This window comes from Janthinobacterium sp. SUN176, assembly GCF_030587335.1.
GTDB classification, from domain to species: domain Bacteria; phylum Pseudomonadota; class Gammaproteobacteria; order Burkholderiales; family Burkholderiaceae_D; genus Janthinobacterium; species Janthinobacterium kumbetense.
This window is the reverse complement of the sequence record NZ_JAPWIA010000006.1, coordinates 1-18,314: the sequence shown is the minus strand read 5'-3', so window position 1 is coordinate 18,314 and position 18,314 is coordinate 1. Positions and strand designations below refer to the sequence as shown.

Here is an 18,314-nt window from a genome sequence, read left to right as displayed (position 1 = left end):
GTCAGCTGGTCAGGCCCAGCGTGAGGCGCGACAGGGGCGTGCCGTACAGCAGCGCGATCAGGCCTGCCGCCGCCAGATAGGGGCCGAACGGAATCGGTTTGTCGCGCCCCCGCTTGGCAAACACGATCAGGCCGATGCCGACCACGGCGCCCACCAGCGACGACAACAAGATGATCGTCGGCAGCATGGTCCAGCCCAGCCACGCACCGAGCGCCGCCAGCAATTTGAAGTCACCATAGCCCATTCCCTCCTTGCCTGTCGCCAGCTTGAAGGCCCAGTACACGGCCCACAGGGCCAGATAGCCGGCGGCAGCGCCGATGACGGCGTCCTGCAGGGGTACGAAAGTGCCATTGATATTGATCAGCAAGCCCGCCCACAGCAGGGGGAAGGTGAGGTCGTCCGGCAGCATTTGCGTATCGGCGTCGATGAAGGTCATGGCGATCAGCAGCCAGGCAAACACGAGCGTTGCCAGGCCCGTCCAGCCGCTGCCGAAGTGCCAGACCAGGAGGGCCGACAGCGCGCCCGTCAGCAGCTCGACCAGCGGATAGCGTACGGAGATCGGTGCCTTGCAGGCGCTGCATTTGCCGCGCAGCAGCAGATAGCTGATGACGGGAATGTTTTCCATGGCCGTGATGCGGTGGCCGCAAGCGGTGCAGTTCGAATGCGGCAGCATCAGGTTGTAGCGGTCCGTGTGCGGCAAGGGCAAGCCGCTTTCTTCCGCCACATAATTATCGGATTCGCGCTGCATCATTTTCGGCACGCGGTGGATCACCACATTCAGGAAGCTGCCGACGATCAGGCCGAACAGGGCGGCAACGAGGGCGACGGGCAGATTGCCGGGCGCGGCGAACAACAGGGTATCTTGCAGCATGGTGAACTTGTCTGAGGTGATGAATGTTGCCGTGCAAACATTGCCTGGCACTGCCGCAGTGTAAAACATCCGCCGGCACATGGGGACGTTTTAGGCGGGTGAATGGTCAAATCACGGCCCCCAGCTTGAAAATCGGCAAATACAGGGCGATCACGAGGGAACCGACGAGCACGCCAAGCACCACCATCAGCGCCGGTTCCAGCAGCGTGGAAAGGGTGGCCACGGTGGCGTCGATATCGGCCTCGATGATGTCGGCCGCGCGCGACAGCATGGCGTCGAGCGCGCCGGACTCCTCGCCGATCAGGGTCAGCTGCGTCAGCAAGGGAGGGAACACGCCGCTGTGTTCCATGGCCAGGGCCAGGCTGCCGCCGGCGCGGATTTCGCGTTCGATGCGCGTCGTCGCTTCCTGGTACAGCGCGTGGCCGGAGGCGGCGCCCACCAGACCGAGCGAGTCGAGCAGCGGTACGCCGGCGGCGAACATGGCGGCCAGGGTGCGCGTCCAGCGGGCGATCGCCGCTTTGCGCAAGAGGGAGCCGAACACGGGCAGGCGCAGCGCCCGCAGTTGCGTGTTGCGCCGCCACGCGGGAGAGCGGCGCCAGGCCAGGTGCAGCAGCACGCAAGCGAGCACGAGCACCGCCAGCAAGGCCAGCCAGTAGCGGACAACAAAGGCGGACACGCCCATGACGAGCAGGGTGGGCAGCGGCAAGGGCGCGCCGAAGCTGTCGAAGACCTGGCGGAAAGCGGGCACGACCACGCTCATGATGATGGCCGTGACGACGATGGCGACGAGCACGATGGCCAGCGGATACATCAGCGCGCCGCGCACCTTCCGCCGCAGGGCGATGGCCTTTTCCTGGTGCGTGGCCAGGCGCGCCAGCAAGTCTTGCACGATGCCTGCCTGTTCGCCTGCCGCCAGCAGGTTGCAATACAGTTCGTCAAACAGCAGCGGGAACTGGCGGAACGCCTGCTGCAGGCTGCTGCCCGCTTCGATGTCGTGGCGCAAGTCGCGCATCAGCGCCGTGATCGCAGGCTTGGCATGGCCCTTGCCGGCGATGTCGAAGGCGTGCAGCAGCGGCACGCCAGCCGCCATCATGGTCGACAGCTGGCGCGTAAACAGCGCGATATCCTTGCGCGTGATGGCCTTGCCGGGTGCGCTGCGCGCAGCCTGCACCCGGGTGGCCAGGATGCCCTGGCTTCTCAATATTGCCTTGGCAGCGCAGGCGTCGGCGGCGCGCAAAACGCCGTCGACCGGCTTGCCATGGCGGTCCGTGCCCTTCCACGCAAAGCGCCGCTCGGCCGCCATGTGCACCTCCTGTCATCACGATAGCAGCGTCAGGAAAAAGTACCAGCGGCGCTGGCGGCAAGCTTGATGTGGCTCAGCCTTTCGTGGTTTGCACTTCCGTCTGCACAGCGGCCTGGGCCTTGACGTCGGCCGCATCCTCCTCGTCGCTGTCCGTGCCCTTGCTGATGCTTTCGCCATCGTCGCGGCGCAAGGTCCAGAAGGTCAGCGAGGACAGCACCGTCAGGGCGGCCAAGGTGAGGAAGGCGTGATGCAGGGCCGTGCTGAGCATGGCGCGGTCCGACTGCGGCATGTCGCCCAGGTACCAGCCCGTGATCAGTGAACCGAAGGCGAGGCCAAAGCTCATCGACAGTTGCTGCATCGAGCTGGCGATCGTGCTGGCCATGCTCGAATCGTTCTTGTCGACGTCGGCATACGCGATGGTATTCATGCTGGAAAACTGCAGTGAATTGAAAAAGCCCATGCACAGGCTGATGGCGACGATGACGTACAGGGACGTGCCCGCGCTCACCTGCGAAAACATGGCGATGGTCACGCCGATCAGCACGGTGTTGACGATCAGTACCTGGCGGTAGCCGAAGCGGGCCAGCACGCGCGCGGAAATGAATTTCATGCCCATGGCGGCAGCGGCCGACGGCATCATCAGCAAGCCCGATTGCCAGGCGGGCAAGCCCAGGCCCAACTGGTACAGCAGCGGCAGCAGGAAGGGCAGGCCACCCACGCCCAGGCGCGTGACGAAGCCGCCCACCACGGAGACGCGGAAGGTGCGGATCTTGAACAGGGTCAGGCGCAGCAGCGGATGCAGCACTTCGCTCGAATGCCAGACATACGCGGCCAGCAGGCTGATGGAGATGAACAGCAGCACGGCAAACGAGGTGCCGTCGATGCGGTGTTCGCCAAAAATTTCCAGCAGCCATGACAGCAGCGCGATGCCCGTGCCGAACAGCACGAGGCCGATCAGGTCCAGCGGACGGGGCTTGTCGCCGTAGTAATCGGGCATGTAGCGGTGCGCCAGGTACAGCGCCGCCAGGCCGACGGGCACGTTGACGAAGAAAATCTCGCGCCACGACAGCCAGTGCACGATCAGCCCGCCGACCGTGGGGCCCAGCAGGGGACCGATCAACGCGGGGATGATGACGAAATTCATGGCCGCCAGCAGTTGCGACTTGGGAAAGGTGCGGATGATGGTGAGCCGGCCCACCGGCATCATCATCGCCGCGCCTACCCCTTGCAGCAGGCGCGCGGCCACCAGCATGGGCGCGTTCACGGACAGGCCGCACAGGATGGAGGCGAGGGTAAAGATGGCGACGGCGGCGGAAAACACGCGCCGCGTGCCGAAGCGGTCGGCCATCCAGCCGCTGATGGGAATGCACACGGCCAGGCTCAGGATGTAGCTGGTGACGACGGCTTTCAGGCTCAGCGGCGTAACGTTGAGGCTGGCGGCCATGGCGGGGATGGCGGTGTTGACGATGGTGGAGTCGAGTTGCTCCATGAACAAGGCGGTGGCGACCACCCAGGGAAGGTAGCTTTTAATGGGGGAACTGGTCATGGATGTGAGCCTGAGGAGGAGAAACGGAGCCGACAGTACGATGAATTGTCACATAAATGGCGCCCGCGTGCCGCCCGCGCCCGTCATTCTGGCAGCGTGCCGGGGGCTCAGTCCATGGAACATTTGTTCTATGGCAATAGATTGCGGGCAAGGCTAGCATGTGTTTTCTGACAGCGTCGGCCTCCTCTTTCCCGAAAGTCACACCACATGAAAAATGCACTTACGTTCCTTGTCCTGGGCGCGGCCCTGTCCGCATGCGGTGGAGGCAGCGATGGCGGCACGCCAGCGACGCCGGTGACACCGCCGGCCGTCGTGACGCCTCCCGTCGTTCCCGCCGACAGCGTGACGGTGGCGTCAGTTGCCGTGGCCAGGGACGCCGGCTTGAGCGTCATTGCCGGTGCCAGCGTCGATGAAAGCGTGTATGACGTGGCTGCCGATATCGGCGACACCTGGCGCATCACGTTCGACAGCGTCAAGAAAACCTACACTATCCGCGTGCTGTCGACGCAGTTCGGCTTGAGCGACCGCAGCGGCACGTTTACCGCGTCCACCACCGGCAATTTCACCACCTACACGGCAACGGATTTCAGCGTCACCGTCGATGCGCGCACGCGTCTTCTGTCTGGCAATATCAAATTGGGCAACATGGTCTCGACCGTCAGCGGCACCGGCTATGCGGTGGGTGATGTGGCCAAGCTGGCCGGCAACTATATCTTCCTGGGCGGCATGCGCAATGCCTCGAACGGCGGTGACCGTTTCAATCCGAAAGGCAGTCTCAGGATCGCTGCCGACGGGGCGGCCCAACTGTGCAATGGCGGCGTGTTCAATGCGCAAGGCGTGTGCTCGCCAGTATCGCCGCTGCTGGAAGCGGAAAACGCCAGCCTGACCCTGGTCAAGGATGCGAAGAACGGCTTGCTCGTCGCCCGCCAGGGCAGCCAGGACTTCGGCATCGTGCACGTGCATGCGGGGGACCGGGGGCTGGCGCTGTTCATCGACCGCTACAGCCGCAATCAGGAAAACGTCCTGCGCGTGGGCACCATCGTGGCGGCCAGACAGCAGAAAATCGGCACGGAAATCAATGGCAGCTACGCCTGTGCGGCGCAGGGTGGCACGACGGGCAAGATCGACATCGCCAGCAATGCGGCGACCATCACAAATAACGGCACGGGCAAGGTGCACGCGGAAAACGTGACCCTGAACAAGCTGGGCCTGGGTGCGCAGGCCGTCGATGTCGATGGCATCGCCGTGTTCAAGGACCCCGCCGACGTGCCGGCCGACTATTCGATGTTCATGCCCGTGTCATCGAGCATGGCCGTCGAATTTTCGACCGACCGCTCGTACATGGGCATGTGCCTGAAAAAATAATCGTTAGCGATTGATGCGATCCAGGGCCGCCAGCAGCGGGATGGCCGCATCGGCGATGCGTTCGAGGCTGGCCTCGCGCAGGGCGGCGGTATCCACCGTGTGGCCGGAGTCCAGCCCCGCCCAGCGCAGCAGCGCCGCACACGCGGCGGGCGTGTCGAACATGCCGTGCAAATAGCTGCCGAGGATTTGCCCGTCGCCCGATACCGCCCCTTCCGGACGGCCGTCGATGACAAAAGCCGGCTGCGCCAGCGCCGCGCCATGCGAAATGCCCATGTGGATTTCATAGCCTGCCACGGGCGCATCGGCCGCGCCGGCAAACGCGCAGTGGCCGCGCACCTGTTCCAGCCGCTTGTCGCGCGTCAGCTCCGTCGCCATGTCGAACATACCCAGCCCCGCCGACTCTCCCGCCGCGCCTTCCACGCCCAGCGGATCGAGTACGGACTGCCCCAGCATCTGGAAGCCGCCGCAAATGCCGAGCACCTTGCCGCCATAGCGCAGGTGTTTCGCCAGGTAGGCGGGCCAGCCTTGCTGCTGCAGCCACGCCAGGTCGCCGCGCGTGTTCTTGCTGCCGGGGAGGATCACCAGGTCGGCCGCTGGAATCGGCTGTCCCTGTTTGATGAATTGCAGGTCGATATCGGGATGGGCGCGCAGCGCGTCGACATCCGTGTGGTTGCTGATGCGCGGCAGTTGCGGCACCACCACCTTGAAGGCGCCGCGTTCGGCCTGCATGGCTTCGACGGCGTCCTCCGCATCGAGGAACAGGCCTTGCAGGTAGGGCAGCACGGCCAGCACGGGTTTGCCCGTCTGCTGTTCCAGCCACTCGATGCCGGGTTGTAGCAGCGAGATATCGCCGCGGAAGCGGTTGATGACGAAGCCAAGGATGCGCGCCCGTTCGCTGTCGGACAAACAGGCCAGGGTGCCGATGATGTGGGCGAAGACGCCGCCACGGTCGATGTCGGCCACCAGGATCACGGGACAGTCGACGGCTTCGGCAAAGCCCATGTTGGCGATGTCGCGCGCGCGCAAATTGACTTCGGCGGGGCTGCCCGCGCCTTCGACGACGACGGCGTCGTACTGCTGGCGCAAGCGCGCGTACGATTCCAGCACGGCGCCCATGGCGATGGTTTTATATTGCTGGTAGTCGCGCGCATCCATCTCGGCGCGCACCTTGCCGTGGATGATCACTTGCGCACCCGTGTTCGACGAAGGCTTCAGCAGCACCGGATTCATGTCCGTGTGCGGCGCGATGCCGCAGGCCAGCGCCTGCAGGGCTTGCGCGCGGCCGATCTCGCCGCCGTCGCTCGTCACCGCGCTATTCAAGGCCATGTTTTGCGGCTTGAACGGCGCGACCGTCACGCCACGGCGTTTCAAGAGGCGGCACAGGGCTGCGACGACGGTGCTCTTGCCCGCGTCCGACGTCGTGCCTTGCACCATCAGGGCGGGGAAGGGACTCTTCATGCCTGCCGCTCTTTCTGATTCTCCTGCCACTGCGCGATGATGTCGCTGATCTGGCGCAAGCCTTGCGTGATGGCGGCTGGACCGGGCGAAAGAATGTCGGGCGACTTGATCTCGAACAGCATGTCATTGCGTATGGCGGGAATCGTATCCCAGCCCGGGCGTGCCGTCAGCTGCGCCGGCTGGAACTTCTTGCCGCACCAGGTGGCGATGATGATGTCGGGCGCGCGCCGCACCACCTCTTGCGGATCGGCGATGATGCGCTCTTTCGCGCCCGGCTGCGCGGACAATTCCGGGAAGGCGTCGGCGCCGCCGGCGATGCCGATCAATTCCGCCGCCCAGCCGATGCCGCTCATCAGCGGATCGTTCCACTCTTCAAAGTAAATCACGGGCTTGCGCGTCCAGGCTGCGGCCCGAGCCCGGGCGGCGGCGATGTCGACGCGCAGGCTGGCGATCAGTTCACGTCCCGCTTCCTCGCGCTGCACCAGTGCGGCCAGCACGCCGATCATGCGCAGGATGCCTTCCACCGTGCGCTGGTTGAACTGGTGCACTTCGATGCCAGCCTTGACGAGGTCGCGGCAGATATCGGCCTGCATGTCACAAAAACCGATCACGAGATCTGGCTGGACGGCCAGGATGCGCTCCAGGCTGGAAGAGGAAAAGCCGCTGATCTTGGTCTTTTCCTCGCGCGCGCGGGGAGGGCGCACGGTAAAGCCGGAAATGCCCGCGATGACGTCTTCCGCGCCCAGCGCATACAGCGTCTCCACGGCTTCCGTCGACAGGCAGGCGATGCGCTGGTAGTGACTCGCTGCGTGACTCATGGCGCGGCCTTGGCGGCGGGCGTGTTGCGGCGCTGGCGGGCCACTTCCAGTTGTTCGCACATGGCGGCCGTGCCCTCGATCATGCGCGGGCCGGCGCGGTTCAGCAGGTCGCCGTTCAGGCGGAACAGGTTATTCTTGCGCACGGCCGTCATCGACGGGAAGGCGCGCCACATGGCCAGGCCGCCTTCGCTGCGCGGATCGCTTTTTTCGCTGGTGCCGAAGATGACTTCCGGGTCTTCCTGCAGCACGCCTTCCGGCGTGACGACGGGCGCCACCACCTTCATCGCGGCAAAGACATTTTGCGCGCCGCACACGCGCATGGAATCGCTGATGATGCTCGCGCCGCTCAAGGTATATAAGGGTTTGTCCCACACCTGGTAAAACACGCGCACGGGCGGGCGCTGCGCGTATTGCGCCGTCAGGCTGGCCAGTTTGGCGCGCAGCTGGGCCGCCGCCGGTTTGGCGGTTTTTTCCGTTCCCATCAGCTGCCCCAGGCGCTCCATGCTGTCGGGGATGTCGGCCAGCTTGCGCGGTTCGCTGTGATAGATGGGCACCTTCAGCTGGCGCAGCATGGCAATCTGGCGCTCGGCGCTGCCATGCATCCACACGACGATCAGGTCCGGCTTCAGGGCGATGATGCGTTCCATGTCGTACTGGCGGTTGTCGCCCACTTGCGTGATCTTCTTTGCAGCTTCCGGGTAGTCGCTATAGCTGACGACACCGGCGATCCTGTCGCCGCCACCGGCCGCGAACAGCAGTTCCGTCACATGCGGCGCCAGCGCCAGAATGCGCCGCGCCGGTTTTTGCACGGTGACGGTATTGCCGTCGTCGTCGCGCACGGTGATGGCTGCCTGCGCCTGCAGCGAGACCAGTCCGGTCAGCAGCAGTGCTGTTTTCAAGTGGTTCATATGTGTTTCCATGTGGTGAGGGCCTGCTGCAGGCGCAGCCAGGAATGTTCGTCGGGGGGCAGGCCCAGGCGGATGCCGTGGGCGGCGTGGCGGAACAGGCGCACCCAGATGCCCGATTCCGCCATGTGGCGCCAGAACGCTTCGGCGCGCTCTTCCGGCCACCACTGGAACAGCGCCGTGCCGCTGCTGGCGATGCCGTGCGCTGCCAATAGCTGGCGCAGGCGCTTGCCTTCGCCGCGCAGGCGCTCGCGCATCGCCACCTGCCAGTGCGTGTCGGCGAGGGCGGCCAGCGCCACGTGCTGCGCCGGGCCGCTGACGGCCCATGGCCCCAGCAGGTCGGCCAGCTGCGCCAGCAAGGCTGGATGGGCGGCGACAAAGCCCAGGCGCAGTCCCGCCAGGCCGAAGAATTTGCCGATGGAGCGCAGCACGATGAGTCCCTGCCGGGCAGAGTGGGAGCCCAGGCTGGCGCACGCTTCCGTGTCGCCAAACGCTTCATCGAGCACCAGCCAGCCGCCGCGCGCGGCCAGCTTGCCTGCCCACTCCAGCAGCAGCTCGGGCGCGATGCGCTCTCCCGTGGGATTGTTCGGATTACAGACCACCAGCACGTCGCAATGCTCCACCGCATCGGCCAGCTGCGCATACTGCACTTGCTGCAACTGGTGGCCGTGCTGGCCCCAGTGGTGCGCATGTTCCGCATACGACGGCGCGGCCACCACCACGCGCGACGGCGCGCGCAGCCGGGGCAGGGCCTGGATGGCGGCCTGCGTGCCGGCCACGGGCAGCATGGCTGGCGCGCTGTAATACGCGCAGGCGGCAGCGGCCAGCGCGGGATCGGCTTCCGGCAGCCGGTGCCAGGCGTTGGCGTTCGGTGCTGGCGCTGCATACCAGTGCGGGTTGATACCGGTCGACAGGTCGATCCAGTCTTCCAGTGGCCTGCCGTATTCGCGCGCGGCGTCGCGTAGGTTGCCGCCATGTTCAAGCAAGGTATTTTCCCTTCAGGTAGAACAGGCCTGCCAGCAGCGCCACCCAGATCAGCCACAGCACGGCCGTTTCGGCCACTAGGCGCCAGGCGCGGTCGATATCGCGCGCTTCGGCGGAACGGCCACTACCCAAAGGCGGGCGGTGTTCCAGCTCGCCGTCGTAGATGGCGTCGCCACCGAGGGCCAGTCCCAGGGCGCCGGCGCCGCTGGCCATCACGGGCCCCGCGTTCGGGCTGCCCCAGTTGGGTGCCTGGCTGCGCCAGCACTGCCACGCGCGTTTTTTGTCGGCCATGGTCTTGCCCAGCAAGACGTAGGACAGGGCCGTCAGGCGCGCCGGCAGATAATTCAACAGGTCGTCGATGCGCGCGGCGCAGCAGCCGAACCAGTTGTAGCGTGTATTGCGGTAGCCCCACATGGCGTCCAGCGTGTTCGCCAGGCGGAACAGCACGGCGCCGGGGCCGCCCGCCACGGCAAACCAGAACAGGGTGCCGAACACGGCGTCGTTGCCGTTTTCCAGCAGGGATTCGGTGCTGGCCTTGGCCAGACTGGCCGCGTCGGCATTGGCCGTGTCGCGGCTGACGATGCGCGCCGTCAGCAGGCGCGCGTTGTCCAGGTCATCGATGGCCAGGGCGTCGGCGATGGGCTGATTGTGGTCGCGCAGGCTGCGCAGGCCCAGACATAGGTACAGCAGGAAAACGTGGAGGGCGGCGCCCGCCAGGCCGCACAGCCAGTAGGCGGCATAGCTGATGGGGAGCACGGCCAGCGACCACGCCAGCACCCCGCGCAGGAAGCGCCCACGGCCCCGGTTCAGCAGGCACTCCAGCGCGCTGGCGAGGCGGCCAAAGCCCACCAGCGGATGCCAGCGGCGCGTCTCGCCCAGCAGCAGGTCGAGCAGCACGCCGGCCGCCATCAAAGCAGCCAGCATGGGCAGCGACAAGCCGCTCAGCATGGGCCGCCTTTCAGGTGCAGCGGCAGGCCGGCGGCGACAAAGACGGCGTTGTCGCACACGGCCGCCACGGCCTGGTTCAAACGGCCCGCTTCATCGGTGAAGCAGCGCGAGATGGCGCCGTAGGGCACGATGCCCATGCCCACTTCGTTCGACACGAGAACGAGGTCGCAGCCGGTGTCTTCGCTTTCGGCCAGCGCATACAGCAGGTGCGCGCGCTCGCTGTGGAACAGTTCAGGCAGGACGATGTCGCCTACGTCCGGATAGGTCTCGCCGCTGGAAAACATCAGATTCGTCAACCACAGGGTCAGGCAGTCGACCAGCAGCAGCCGGCCTGGCAGTGCTTCCCGCAGGATGGCGTCGCCCAGGCGCAGCGGTTCTTCCAGTGTTGTCCATTCGGCCGGGCGCTGCGCTCGGTGGTGCCTGACGCGCGTGGCCATTTCAGCATCGCCCGCCTGCGCGGTGGCGATGTAGATCACTTCCTTGCCGGACTCGCGGGCCAGCGTTTCCGCATGGGCGCTCTTGCCGGAACGGGCGCCGCCGAAGACCAGGGTGCGCGTCATGGCGCTGTTACCACTCGGTGCCGATTTGCGCGCCGATGCCGGCCGCATAGGCATGCTTGACAACGGCCATTTCCGTGACGGTGTCGGCGATGGCGATCAGTTCGTCCGGAGCGCCGCGGCCCGTGATGACCACGTGTTGCATGGCCGGGCGTTCCAGCAGGTCGGCGATGACTTTATGCACGTCGAGGTAGTTGTATTTGAGGGCGATATTGAGCTCGTCGAACAGCACCAGGCCGTAGCTGGGGTCGGCCAGGAAGGTCTTCGCCTGTTCCCACGCCAGTTCGGCCTTTTCGATGTCGCGCTCGCGGTTTTGCGTTTCCCAGGTATAGCCTTCGCCCATCGCATGAAAACTGATTTCATCGGGGAAGCGGCGCAGGAATTTTTCTTCGCCCGTCGACATGGCGCCCTTGATGAACTGCACCACGCCCACTTTCATGCCGTGACCCATGGCGCGGATGGCCATGCCGAAGCCGCTCGAACTCTTGCCCTTGCCATTGCCCGTGTTGACGATGATGATGCCGATTTCCTTGTCGGCCTTGGCGATGGCCGCGTCGATGATGGCTTTTTTGCGTTCCATGCGTACGCGGTGGCGTTCGTTGATGGCCGCGGTGTCCGCATCGATTGTCTTCTTGTCGCTCATGTCAGTCCTCTTTCGGTATGAATATCTTGCGTTTGCCGTGATCGATGATCTCGATCGGGTGACCCAGGTAGTCGCCCAGGATGGATGCCCGCATTACCTCGGCCACTGGACCGGCCAGCCAGCCGCCGTCGCCCATCAGCAGTAGCGCATGGGTCGAGACGCTGTGCGCCAGGTTCAGGTCATGCCCCACCATCACCACGGTTTTATTCTGTTCGCGGCACAGCTTTGACAGCAGGCCCATGACGCTGACCTGGTGCGCCAGGTCCAGCGCATTGGCCGGTTCGTCCAGCAGCAGCAAGGGGGTATCCTGCGCCAGCATGGCGGCGATTGCCACGCGCTGGCGCTCGCCGCCGGACAGGCTGCGCACGTCGCGCTCGGCCAGGTGTTCGACTTCCATCGCCGCCAGCGCCGCCAGGGCGATGCGCTGGTCGTCGCTGCCTTCCCAGTAATGGTTGTCGTGATACGGGTGGCGCGCCGACAGCACGGTTTCGATGACGCGGTACGAGAACGCATCGTGCCGCGCCTGCGCCAGGAAGGCCCGTTCGCGCGCCAGTTCGTCGAGCGGCCAGTCGACCAGGGCGCGGCCCTGTATCGTCACGTGGCCCGCATCCGGTTCGCGCAAGCCGGCCAGGGTGCGCAGCAAGGTGCTTTTTCCCGCGCCATTGCGGCCGATCACGCTCCAGCATTCGCCATCCTTGATGTGCCAGGTGAGGTTTTCCACGAGGGAGCGCGTGCCTGCCTTCAGGCCTAGTTGGTAGGTGCGTATCATGCTTGTTTCATCTCCTGCGCAATCGATGCAGCTGGTACAGGAAGACGGGCGCGCCTATCATGGCCGTGACCACGCCGACGGGCAGCTGTAACGGTGCCAGCACGGTGCGCGCAAGCGTGTCGGCCAGTACGAGGAAGGTGCCGCCGGCCAGCGCGGCAGCCGGTATCAACAGGCGATGGTCGGGGCCGCAGGCAAAGCGCAGCGCGTGCGGCACGATCAGGCCGACAAAGCCCACGCTGCCGGCGCTGGTGACGGCGCTGGCCGTGAGCAGGCCGGAACAGAAGAACAGTCCCTTGCGCAGGGCGCCTACGCGCACGCCCAGGGTGCTGGCCGCTTCCGCGTGCAGCGCCATGACGTTCAGCGAGCGCGCGCAGCGCAGTGCGAAGACCAGGGCGCCTGCCAGGACCAGCCAGGGCATCAGCCGCGCGGGAGCGCCGGACAGGTCGCCGATCATCCAGAACACCATGCTGCGCAAGCGGCTTTCCGGGGCGATGGACAGCATCAGGGTGACGATGGCCATGCAGGCCGAAGCCAGGATCACGCCCGTCAGCAGCAAGAGCGAGGCGCCGCCTTCGGTCGCCGTACCGCCGCGCAGGTCGCGGCGGGCAAAAAAGTATAGCAGCATGGACACCCCGACGGCACCGGCAAAGGCGGCCGCGTCGACGACCCACAACGCGCACATGAACAGCAGCGCGGCCAGCGCGCCGACGGAGGCGCCGGCGGAAATGCCCAGCACATAGGGGTCGGCAAGGGGATTGCGCAGCAGCGCCTGCATCATCAGGCCGGCCAGCGACAGTGCCGCGCCGGTGACAAACGCGGTCAGCGCGCGGCCAAGGCGCAGGTCGAGCAGGGTGGCGGCGAGGGTATCGGTCTTGCCCTGCACGACATGGAACAGGGCGGAAGGCAGGTCGGCGAGCGGGATCGCGATCGAACCGATCATGCCGGAGAAAATCAGGCTGGCAACCGCGCACGCGATCAGCACCGTGAGGATTACGGTGGCGCGGTGGCGCATATTGCGGAAAAATGGGTGCATGTACTGCCTTAAAAACGGGGACTGCAGAACTGCATCTGCGGGCGACGGCATGCCATCGCCCGCAGCTTACATCATTACGACGCGGTTACTTCATGCCGTAGCGTACGCCAACGAAGAGGTTCGAGCGTGGCGTCGCATAGAAACGGCCCAGTTCATAGTCTTTGTTGGTGATGTTGTTCCAGCGTGCCAGCACCGACCAGTCGCGTGCGAACTGGTAGGTGGTGTACAGGTTCAGCAAGCCATAGCCACCGAGGGTGGTCTTGTTGGCAGGATCTGCAAAACGTTTGTCCGACAACTGCCATTCCGTACCGGCGGTCAAAGGACCTGTCGTGTAATCGACAGCGAAATTGGCGTGCTTTTTCGCGCGGAGTGTCAGTTGCTTGTCAATGGATTCATTGCGTGGATATTGCAGGTCGATATTGCCACTGACGTTGAAGGCGCCGAACTTGTGCGCGCCAGCCAGCGTCACGCCTTCGAGCAGGGCTTTGTCGACATTCGTGCTGCAGCCATAGCCTGGTTTCCATCCAATAACTGGGCAAGCCGACACATAGTTGATCATATCGGTAATCTTGTTATGGTAGTAGATCACGCTCAGTTGCGATTGGCCGTCGTTGTAGTGCAATCCAATTTCAGCATTGCGGCCTTTTTCTGGCTTGTTCGTGGGGGTGCCAAAATCAGGGTAGTAGAGATCGTTGAAGGTCGGTGCGCGGAAACTGGTGCCATAGCTGGCGTTGGCGCGCAAGGCATTGCTGAAACGATAGCCATAGGCGACGCTACCCGTGTTGTGCGTACCAAACGCCGAGCTGTCGTCGCGACGGCCGCTGATGCTGGCCAGGTGGGCGCCGCGTACCAGGTTGTACGATGCCGCGAAAGACTTTGTATTGCGTCCGCCGGACAGGCCTTTGGTCGAGCTCACGACATCTTCGTCACGGTATTCACCCAGTAATTGCAAAGTATCACGGCCAATGAGAATATCGTTTTGCCAGCTGATGTCAGTTTGCTTGGTGTCGAACTGGCTTCTGCCGGAGGAGCCGAGCGCGGAAACTGAGGTAAGTTTGTCCTTCGATTCTGCGTAGCGCAGCTCGCTGGTCCAGTTCGGCAAGAACTGGTTCTTCGTGAAGACAGAGGCGCTTTCCTGCTTATTGTAGTTGCGTGCGTCGAAGTTCAAGCCCGCATCGTATTGTGCATCCAGTTTGCTGTTCAGGAAAACCAGGCCGACGTCATGTCCCTTCGCCATCTGATAACCAAACTGGCCGCTGACGCTTTCTTTGTCGTAGCCGTCTTTATCGCCGTTATAGGAAGAATTACCAGGTTTGGTGGCGGAATAGCCATCTGATTTTTCCTTGCCCGCGGTCAGCGCGTAGCTGAAACTGTTGTTGCCACCGGTAGAGCCGGCAACGCTGGCTTCCACCTGGCGGGTGCTGTCGCGGCCGTAGCCGGCGAAGGCGGAAAAGCGCGTCGCGCCGTCGCCTTTCTTGGTAAAGATCTGGATCACGCCGCCGACAGCATCGGCGCCATACATGGTGCTCAGTGGGCCGTAGACGATTTCAACGTGGTCGATGCTCGACAGCGGCAGGGCGCTCCAGTTGGCAGCGCCCGATGTGGCGGAGCCAATGCGCACGCCGTCGACCAGCACGATATTCTGGTTGCTGTTCGCGCCGCGAATGAATACGCTCGAACTTGTGCCTGGGCCGCCATTGCGATTGACTTCGATGCCGCGCTGCTTTTGCAGCAGGTCGATCAGCGTGCCGGCGCCCGAGCGCGCGATGTCTTCCGAGCTGATGGTCTGCGTATCGCTCAATACTTCGCTCAGATGCTGCGGGTAGCGGTTGGCGGTAACGACGATGGGATCGAAGGTGTCTGGCGTGGCTTGGGCGAAAGCGGCAGGCGCGGCAATGGCTAGCGCGAGCGACGTGAGGGCCGCGTGGCGGGAAACAGCATGGGTCATGATAATTTTCAGTAAGTAATATGCAACCAGCCGACGTCCCCGTAGGCCAGATTGAACAGAAGTGGGAACTGAAGATGACGATCGAAGATGGCCATGGGCCATTCGGATCGCGAACATCCCCGTTCGCACACTTCCACCTGTCCTGGCCGGTATCCGGGCTGGCAAGTACGGCTATCTCACCTTCCCATGCTCGATGATTGCAAGCACAGTGGTTGTCAGAGATAGCTTGTCGCCCGTTTCCGGTAGGGAGGGGCGACACTTGCTTACCGTTGCGGGGGCAGCACACGCTCGCCGCGATCGCGGCATCGTGTTTCCCGTTTAACTGCGCTCATGGACATGAACGCGGGCACCAAAACCCCGCCATTATACGTGCAGCAGGCATGGACTGACATGGTCGGCTGGACAATTCAGTATCAGAAATCGACGACGACCGTCGCACCGTAGGCGATTTTATGGGCAGAATGGGCGGCCAGCAGGGCTGTTTCCTCCAATGGCAGCCGGGCTTGCAGTGCCGACAGCAGGCGGATGGTGCCCGCATGGCAGATGATGACGACCGTTTCGTGTTGTTCGCGCAACAGATCGCCTAGAAACGCGTCGATGCGGGCGGCCATCGCCAGCACGTTCTCGCCCCCGCCGGGGCGGTGCCAGGCCAGGTCGGCTGCCCAGGCATCGATTTCCGCGCGCGCAATCGCGTGCCAGGGCTGCATTTCCCACGCGCCGAAATCCATCTCCGCCAGCCGCGCGTCGAAGCGCAGGGCGCTTGCGGGCAAGTCCTGCGCCAAGGCTGTCGCCAGGTCGGCACAGCGGCGCAGCGGACTGGTATACAGCGGTACATGCGGCGGCAAGGTTGCCTGCAAGCTGGCGCGCACCGTGGCCATTTCGTGCGGCGCCACCGCCACGTCGCTGCGGCCATAGCAGGTGCCGCTGGTGACTTGCGGCGCGGGGTGGCGGACGAGGATCAGGCGCATGTTTGTTAATAGAAGCGCAGTGGAGGTTGAAAGCTGGACAGGATGGCCAGATAGACCGCCACTTCCGCCACCTGCTGCACGGCGCCCAGGCAGTCGCCCGTGTAGCCTTGCAGGCGGCGCTGGCATTTGCGGCCCAGCCAGAAAGCGGCAGCTGCCGTCACCACGACGGCAAAGACCAGCGTGGCCCAGTCGAATATCCCCAGAGCGCCGCACACGATGACGGGCAGCAGGCCGCAGACGGTGGCGATGATGAATTCACCCGTGCGCATTTCCTGCGCCATGGGCTTGGACTTGCCTTCGTCGCGTGCATAGTCCATGAACCGGATCAGCGAGACGGCGGCCAGGCGGGACAAAGGATGGGCGATGCACAGTGTCGCCACGACGATGTGTGGCGGCAACGAGGCCAGCGCCGTGCACTTGATGGCCAGCAGGCAGATGATGCCGATGGCGCCATACGCGCCAATGCGCGAGTCCTTCATGATTTCCAGTACACGCTCGCGCGTCAAGCCGCCGCCAAAGCCGTCGCACATGTCGGCGAAACCATCTTCATGGAAGGCGCCCGTCAGGTAAATGCCGGCGGCGATGGCCAGCAGCACGGCCACCGCAGAAGGCAGCAGCCAGCTGGCCAACAGATACACGGCGCCACTGATGGCTGCCACCACCAGACCCACCAGGGGGAAGTAGCGCGAGGCGTGCTGCAGCCAAGCCGGCTCGAAACCCACCCAGCGCGGGATGGGCAGGCGCGTGAAGAACTGCAGCGCGATGAAGAACAGACGGCACTGGTGGATTGCGGCGGAAACGGGATTGGCCATGGTATTAGTCTGGCGTGGACTTTTCGCTGACCTGGGCCGAGGCGAAGGTCGCCATCTCGCGCATGAAGTTGACGGCCGCGTGCAGCAGCGGCAAGGCCAGCGCGGAACCCGTGCCTTCACCGAGGCGCAAATCGAGGTGCAGTAGCGGACGCGCGCCAAGGCTGGCCAGCAGTTGGCGGTGACCGTTTTCATCGGAGCAGTGCGAAAACACGCAGTAATCGAGAATGGCTGGCTGCAAACGGGCTGCCACCAGCAGGGCGCTGCTGACGATGAAGCCATCGATCAGCAGAATCATGCGCCGTTCGGCCGCCTTGAGCATGGCGCCGGCCATCATGGCGATTTCGAAACCGCCGAAGGTGGCCAGCACGTCGAGCGGCTCATCGACTGCCGCATGATGGGCGACGGCCGCTTCGATCACTTGCTGTTTATGTAGTACGCCCTCTTTCGACAGGCCCGTGCCGGCGCCGACGCAATCGGCAACGGGCGTGCCGGTCAGCTTGTGCATCAGTGCTGCCGCGGCCGTGGTGTTGCCGATGCCCATTTCGCCAAAGCCCAGCACATTGCCGTCCAGGCTGGCGACCAGGTCCATTCCCGCCTGCATGGCGGCCAGACACTGCTCCCGGCTCATGGCGGGCTCTTTGGCAAAGTTGCGGGTGCCGGGACCTTGTTTGCGGTCAAGCAAGCCGTCGCGCGGGCCGAAATCGTGGTTCACGCCAGCGTCTACTATATATAAGGCGCAATCGTTCTGGCGGGCAAAGACATTGATGGCGGCGCCATTGCCTAGGAAGTTTTCCACCATCTGCCAGGTCACGCTTTGTGGATAGGCAGAAATGCCTTCGGCAACGACGCCATGGTCGGCAGCGAAAACGATGATGGCGGGCTGGTGCAGCGCCAGTTGCGTACTTTGCTGGATCAGGCCGATTTGACGGGCCAGGGTTTCCAGCATGCCGAGGCTGCCCAATGGCTTGGTCTTGCTGTTGATGGCATGTTCGAGTGCGCTGGCCAGGGCGGGATTGGCGGTGGGGCTGATGTGTGGGATAGGCATGGGAATCTATGTGGATGAGGCAGGGTATGGTCGGCGCTACGATATCACACAGCAATATTTGCCCAACTGCAAAATAGCGCTTGCGGGGCGTGGACGGCTTTGCTATAGTTCGCCTCCCCAATGAGACGCAGTCAAATGCGGCAGTTGAGGATCACCGGAAACGGCGATAAGTAGTAAAGAAGGTGTTGACGGATTTAGCGAAATGCTTCATACTCTTCCTTCTTCGCAGCTGACAAACACAACGCTTTGTCGATAGCGCGAAAGCAGTACCGAATACAGTTCTTTAACAATTAACAGTCGATAAGTGTGGACATTTGATGTAAGTGCAGCAGCGATCTTCG

At 64.0% G+C, this 18,314-nt stretch carries 17 protein-coding genes and 1 riboswitch; of the genes, 1 reads left to right on the top strand and 16 read right to left on the bottom strand.

Annotation, left to right across the window (positions count from 1 at the left end; genetic code table 11):
- Position 1: 1 nt before the first annotated feature.
- The 3 genes from O3299_RS25355 to O3299_RS25345 all read right to left on the bottom strand — a co-directional run bounded on the left by O3299_RS25355 (position 2) and on the right by O3299_RS25345 (position 3,720).
- Positions 2–871: an A24 family peptidase gene (locus tag O3299_RS25355; RefSeq protein ID WP_289900359.1), complete on the bottom strand. Its 870-nt coding sequence runs from the start codon at positions 869–871 to the stop codon at positions 2–4.
- Between the two features lie 106 nt (positions 872–977).
- The gene (locus tag O3299_RS25350; RefSeq protein WP_305063486.1) at positions 978–2,174 is read right to left on the bottom strand and encodes a type II secretion system F family protein; all 1,197 of its coding nucleotides are present in this window, start codon (positions 2,172–2,174) and stop codon (positions 978–980) included.
- A gap of 73 nt (positions 2,175–2,247) precedes the next feature.
- Positions 2,248–3,720, bottom strand: coding sequence for a DHA2 family efflux MFS transporter permease subunit (locus O3299_RS25345; RefSeq protein WP_305063485.1), 1,473 nt, complete (start codon positions 3,718–3,720; stop codon positions 2,248–2,250).
- Positions 3,721–3,927: 207 nt separating this feature from the next.
- Between O3299_RS25345 and O3299_RS25340 the strand changes: the two genes are divergently transcribed.
- On the top strand, positions 3,928–5,085 hold the full coding sequence (locus tag O3299_RS25340) for a hypothetical protein (protein WP_305063484.1): 1,158 nt from the start codon (positions 3,928–3,930) through the stop codon (positions 5,083–5,085).
- Positions 5,086–5,088: 3 nt separating this feature from the next.
- Here O3299_RS25340 and O3299_RS25335 read toward each other — a convergent pair whose 3' ends face one another.
- The 13 genes from O3299_RS25335 to cobT all read right to left on the bottom strand — a co-directional run bounded on the left by O3299_RS25335 (position 5,089) and on the right by cobT (position 17,973).
- Complete coding sequence (locus tag O3299_RS25335) at positions 5,089–6,543, bottom strand: cobyric acid synthase (RefSeq protein WP_305063483.1); 1,455 nt, start codon at positions 6,541–6,543, stop codon at positions 5,089–5,091.
- A complete protein-coding gene (locus tag O3299_RS25330) occupies positions 6,540–7,361 on the bottom strand; it encodes an ABC transporter substrate-binding protein (RefSeq protein ID WP_305063482.1) in 822 nt (273 codons plus the stop codon). Before O3299_RS25330 ends, O3299_RS25335 begins: the two co-directional genes overlap by 4 nt.
- Positions 7,358–8,269 carry a cobalamin-binding protein gene (locus O3299_RS25325; RefSeq protein WP_305063481.1) on the bottom strand — a complete coding sequence of 304 codons (912 nt, stop codon included), beginning with the start codon at positions 8,267–8,269 and terminating at the stop codon, positions 7,358–7,360. The genes O3299_RS25330 and O3299_RS25325 overlap by 4 nt, the downstream gene beginning before the upstream one ends.
- Positions 8,266–9,252, bottom strand: coding sequence for a threonine-phosphate decarboxylase CobD (cobD, locus tag O3299_RS25320; RefSeq protein ID WP_305063480.1), 987 nt, complete (start codon positions 9,250–9,252; stop codon positions 8,266–8,268). The genes O3299_RS25325 and cobD overlap by 4 nt, the downstream gene beginning before the upstream one ends.
- Positions 9,245–10,198 carry an adenosylcobinamide-phosphate synthase CbiB gene (gene cbiB, locus O3299_RS25315; RefSeq protein WP_305063479.1) on the bottom strand — a complete coding sequence of 318 codons (954 nt, stop codon included), beginning with the start codon at positions 10,196–10,198 and terminating at the stop codon, positions 9,245–9,247. The genes cobD and cbiB overlap by 8 nt, the downstream gene beginning before the upstream one ends.
- Positions 10,192–10,758: a bifunctional adenosylcobinamide kinase/adenosylcobinamide-phosphate guanylyltransferase gene (cobU, locus tag O3299_RS25310; protein ID WP_305063478.1), complete on the bottom strand. Its 567-nt coding sequence runs from the start codon at positions 10,756–10,758 to the stop codon at positions 10,192–10,194. The genes cbiB and cobU overlap by 7 nt, the downstream gene beginning before the upstream one ends.
- 7 nt (positions 10,759–10,765) lie before the next feature.
- Entirely contained in the window at positions 10,766–11,398 is a 633-nt protein-coding gene (gene cobO / locus O3299_RS25305; RefSeq protein WP_099665407.1) for a cob(I)yrinic acid a,c-diamide adenosyltransferase, read from the bottom strand.
- A gap of 1 nt (position 11,399) precedes the next feature.
- Positions 11,400–12,167, bottom strand: a complete 768-nt coding sequence (locus O3299_RS25300) for an ABC transporter ATP-binding protein (RefSeq protein ID WP_305063477.1) — start codon at positions 12,165–12,167, stop codon at positions 11,400–11,402.
- A 7-nt stretch (positions 12,168–12,174) separates the two neighbouring features.
- Entirely contained in the window at positions 12,175–13,200 is a 1,026-nt protein-coding gene (locus O3299_RS25295; protein ID WP_305063476.1) for an iron ABC transporter permease, read from the bottom strand.
- 85 nt (positions 13,201–13,285) lie between these two features.
- A complete protein-coding gene (locus O3299_RS25290; RefSeq protein ID WP_305063475.1) occupies positions 13,286–15,148 on the bottom strand; it encodes a TonB-dependent receptor domain-containing protein in 1,863 nt (620 codons plus the stop codon).
- A gap of 126 nt (positions 15,149–15,274) precedes the next feature.
- Positions 15,275–15,517: riboswitch (cobalamin riboswitch) on the bottom strand.
- A 44-nt stretch (positions 15,518–15,561) separates the two neighbouring features.
- Positions 15,562–16,116 carry a histidine phosphatase family protein gene (locus O3299_RS25285; RefSeq protein WP_305063474.1) on the bottom strand — a complete coding sequence of 185 codons (555 nt, stop codon included), beginning with the start codon at positions 16,114–16,116 and terminating at the stop codon, positions 15,562–15,564.
- Positions 16,117–16,121: 5 nt separating this feature from the next.
- Positions 16,122–16,928 carry an adenosylcobinamide-GDP ribazoletransferase gene (locus O3299_RS25280; protein WP_305063473.1) on the bottom strand — a complete coding sequence of 269 codons (807 nt, stop codon included), beginning with the start codon at positions 16,926–16,928 and terminating at the stop codon, positions 16,122–16,124.
- 4 nt (positions 16,929–16,932) lie between these two features.
- Complete coding sequence (gene cobT / locus O3299_RS25275) at positions 16,933–17,973, bottom strand: nicotinate-nucleotide--dimethylbenzimidazole phosphoribosyltransferase (RefSeq protein ID WP_305063472.1); 1,041 nt, start codon at positions 17,971–17,973, stop codon at positions 16,933–16,935.
- Between the last annotated feature and the right edge of the window lie 341 nt (positions 17,974–18,314).

Coding starts and splice junctions, on each gene's coding strand:
- O3299_RS25280 (WP_305063473.1), bottom strand. CDS start 16,928: ATGGCCAATCCCGTTTCCGCCGCAATCCACCAGTGCCGTCTGTTCTTC.
- O3299_RS25325 (WP_305063481.1), bottom strand. CDS start 8,269: ATGAACCACTTGAAAACAGCACTGCTGCTGACCGGACTGGTCTCGCTG.
- O3299_RS25340 (WP_305063484.1), top strand. CDS start 3,928: ATGAAAAATGCACTTACGTTCCTTGTCCTGGGCGCGGCCCTGTCCGCA.
- O3299_RS25335 (WP_305063483.1), bottom strand. CDS start 6,543: ATGAAGAGTCCCTTCCCCGCCCTGATGGTGCAAGGCACGACGTCGGAC.
- O3299_RS25300 (WP_305063477.1), bottom strand. CDS start 12,167: ATGATACGCACCTACCAACTAGGCCTGAAGGCAGGCACGCGCTCCCTC.
- cobT (WP_305063472.1), bottom strand. CDS start 17,973: ATGCCTATCCCACACATCAGCCCCACCGCCAATCCCGCCCTGGCCAGC.
- O3299_RS25285 (WP_305063474.1), bottom strand. CDS start 16,116: ATGCGCCTGATCCTCGTCCGCCACCCCGCGCCGCAAGTCACCAGCGGC.
- cbiB (WP_305063479.1), bottom strand. CDS start 10,198: ATGCTGAGCGGCTTGTCGCTGCCCATGCTGGCTGCTTTGATGGCGGCC.
- O3299_RS25345 (WP_305063485.1), bottom strand. CDS start 3,720: ATGACCAGTTCCCCCATTAAAAGCTACCTTCCCTGGGTGGTCGCCACC.
- O3299_RS25355 (WP_289900359.1), bottom strand. CDS start 871: ATGCTGCAAGATACCCTGTTGTTCGCCGCGCCCGGCAATCTGCCCGTC.
- cobU (WP_305063478.1), bottom strand. CDS start 10,758: ATGACGCGCACCCTGGTCTTCGGCGGCGCCCGTTCCGGCAAGAGCGCC.
- O3299_RS25330 (WP_305063482.1), bottom strand. CDS start 7,361: ATGAGTCACGCAGCGAGTCACTACCAGCGCATCGCCTGCCTGTCGACG.
- O3299_RS25295 (WP_305063476.1), bottom strand. CDS start 13,200: ATGCACCCATTTTTCCGCAATATGCGCCACCGCGCCACCGTAATCCTC.
- O3299_RS25350 (WP_305063486.1), bottom strand. CDS start 2,174: ATGGCGGCCGAGCGGCGCTTTGCGTGGAAGGGCACGGACCGCCATGGC.
- cobO (WP_099665407.1), bottom strand. CDS start 11,398: ATGAGCGACAAGAAGACAATCGATGCGGACACCGCGGCCATCAACGAA.
- O3299_RS25290 (WP_305063475.1), bottom strand. CDS start 15,148: ATGACCCATGCTGTTTCCCGCCACGCGGCCCTCACGTCGCTCGCGCTA.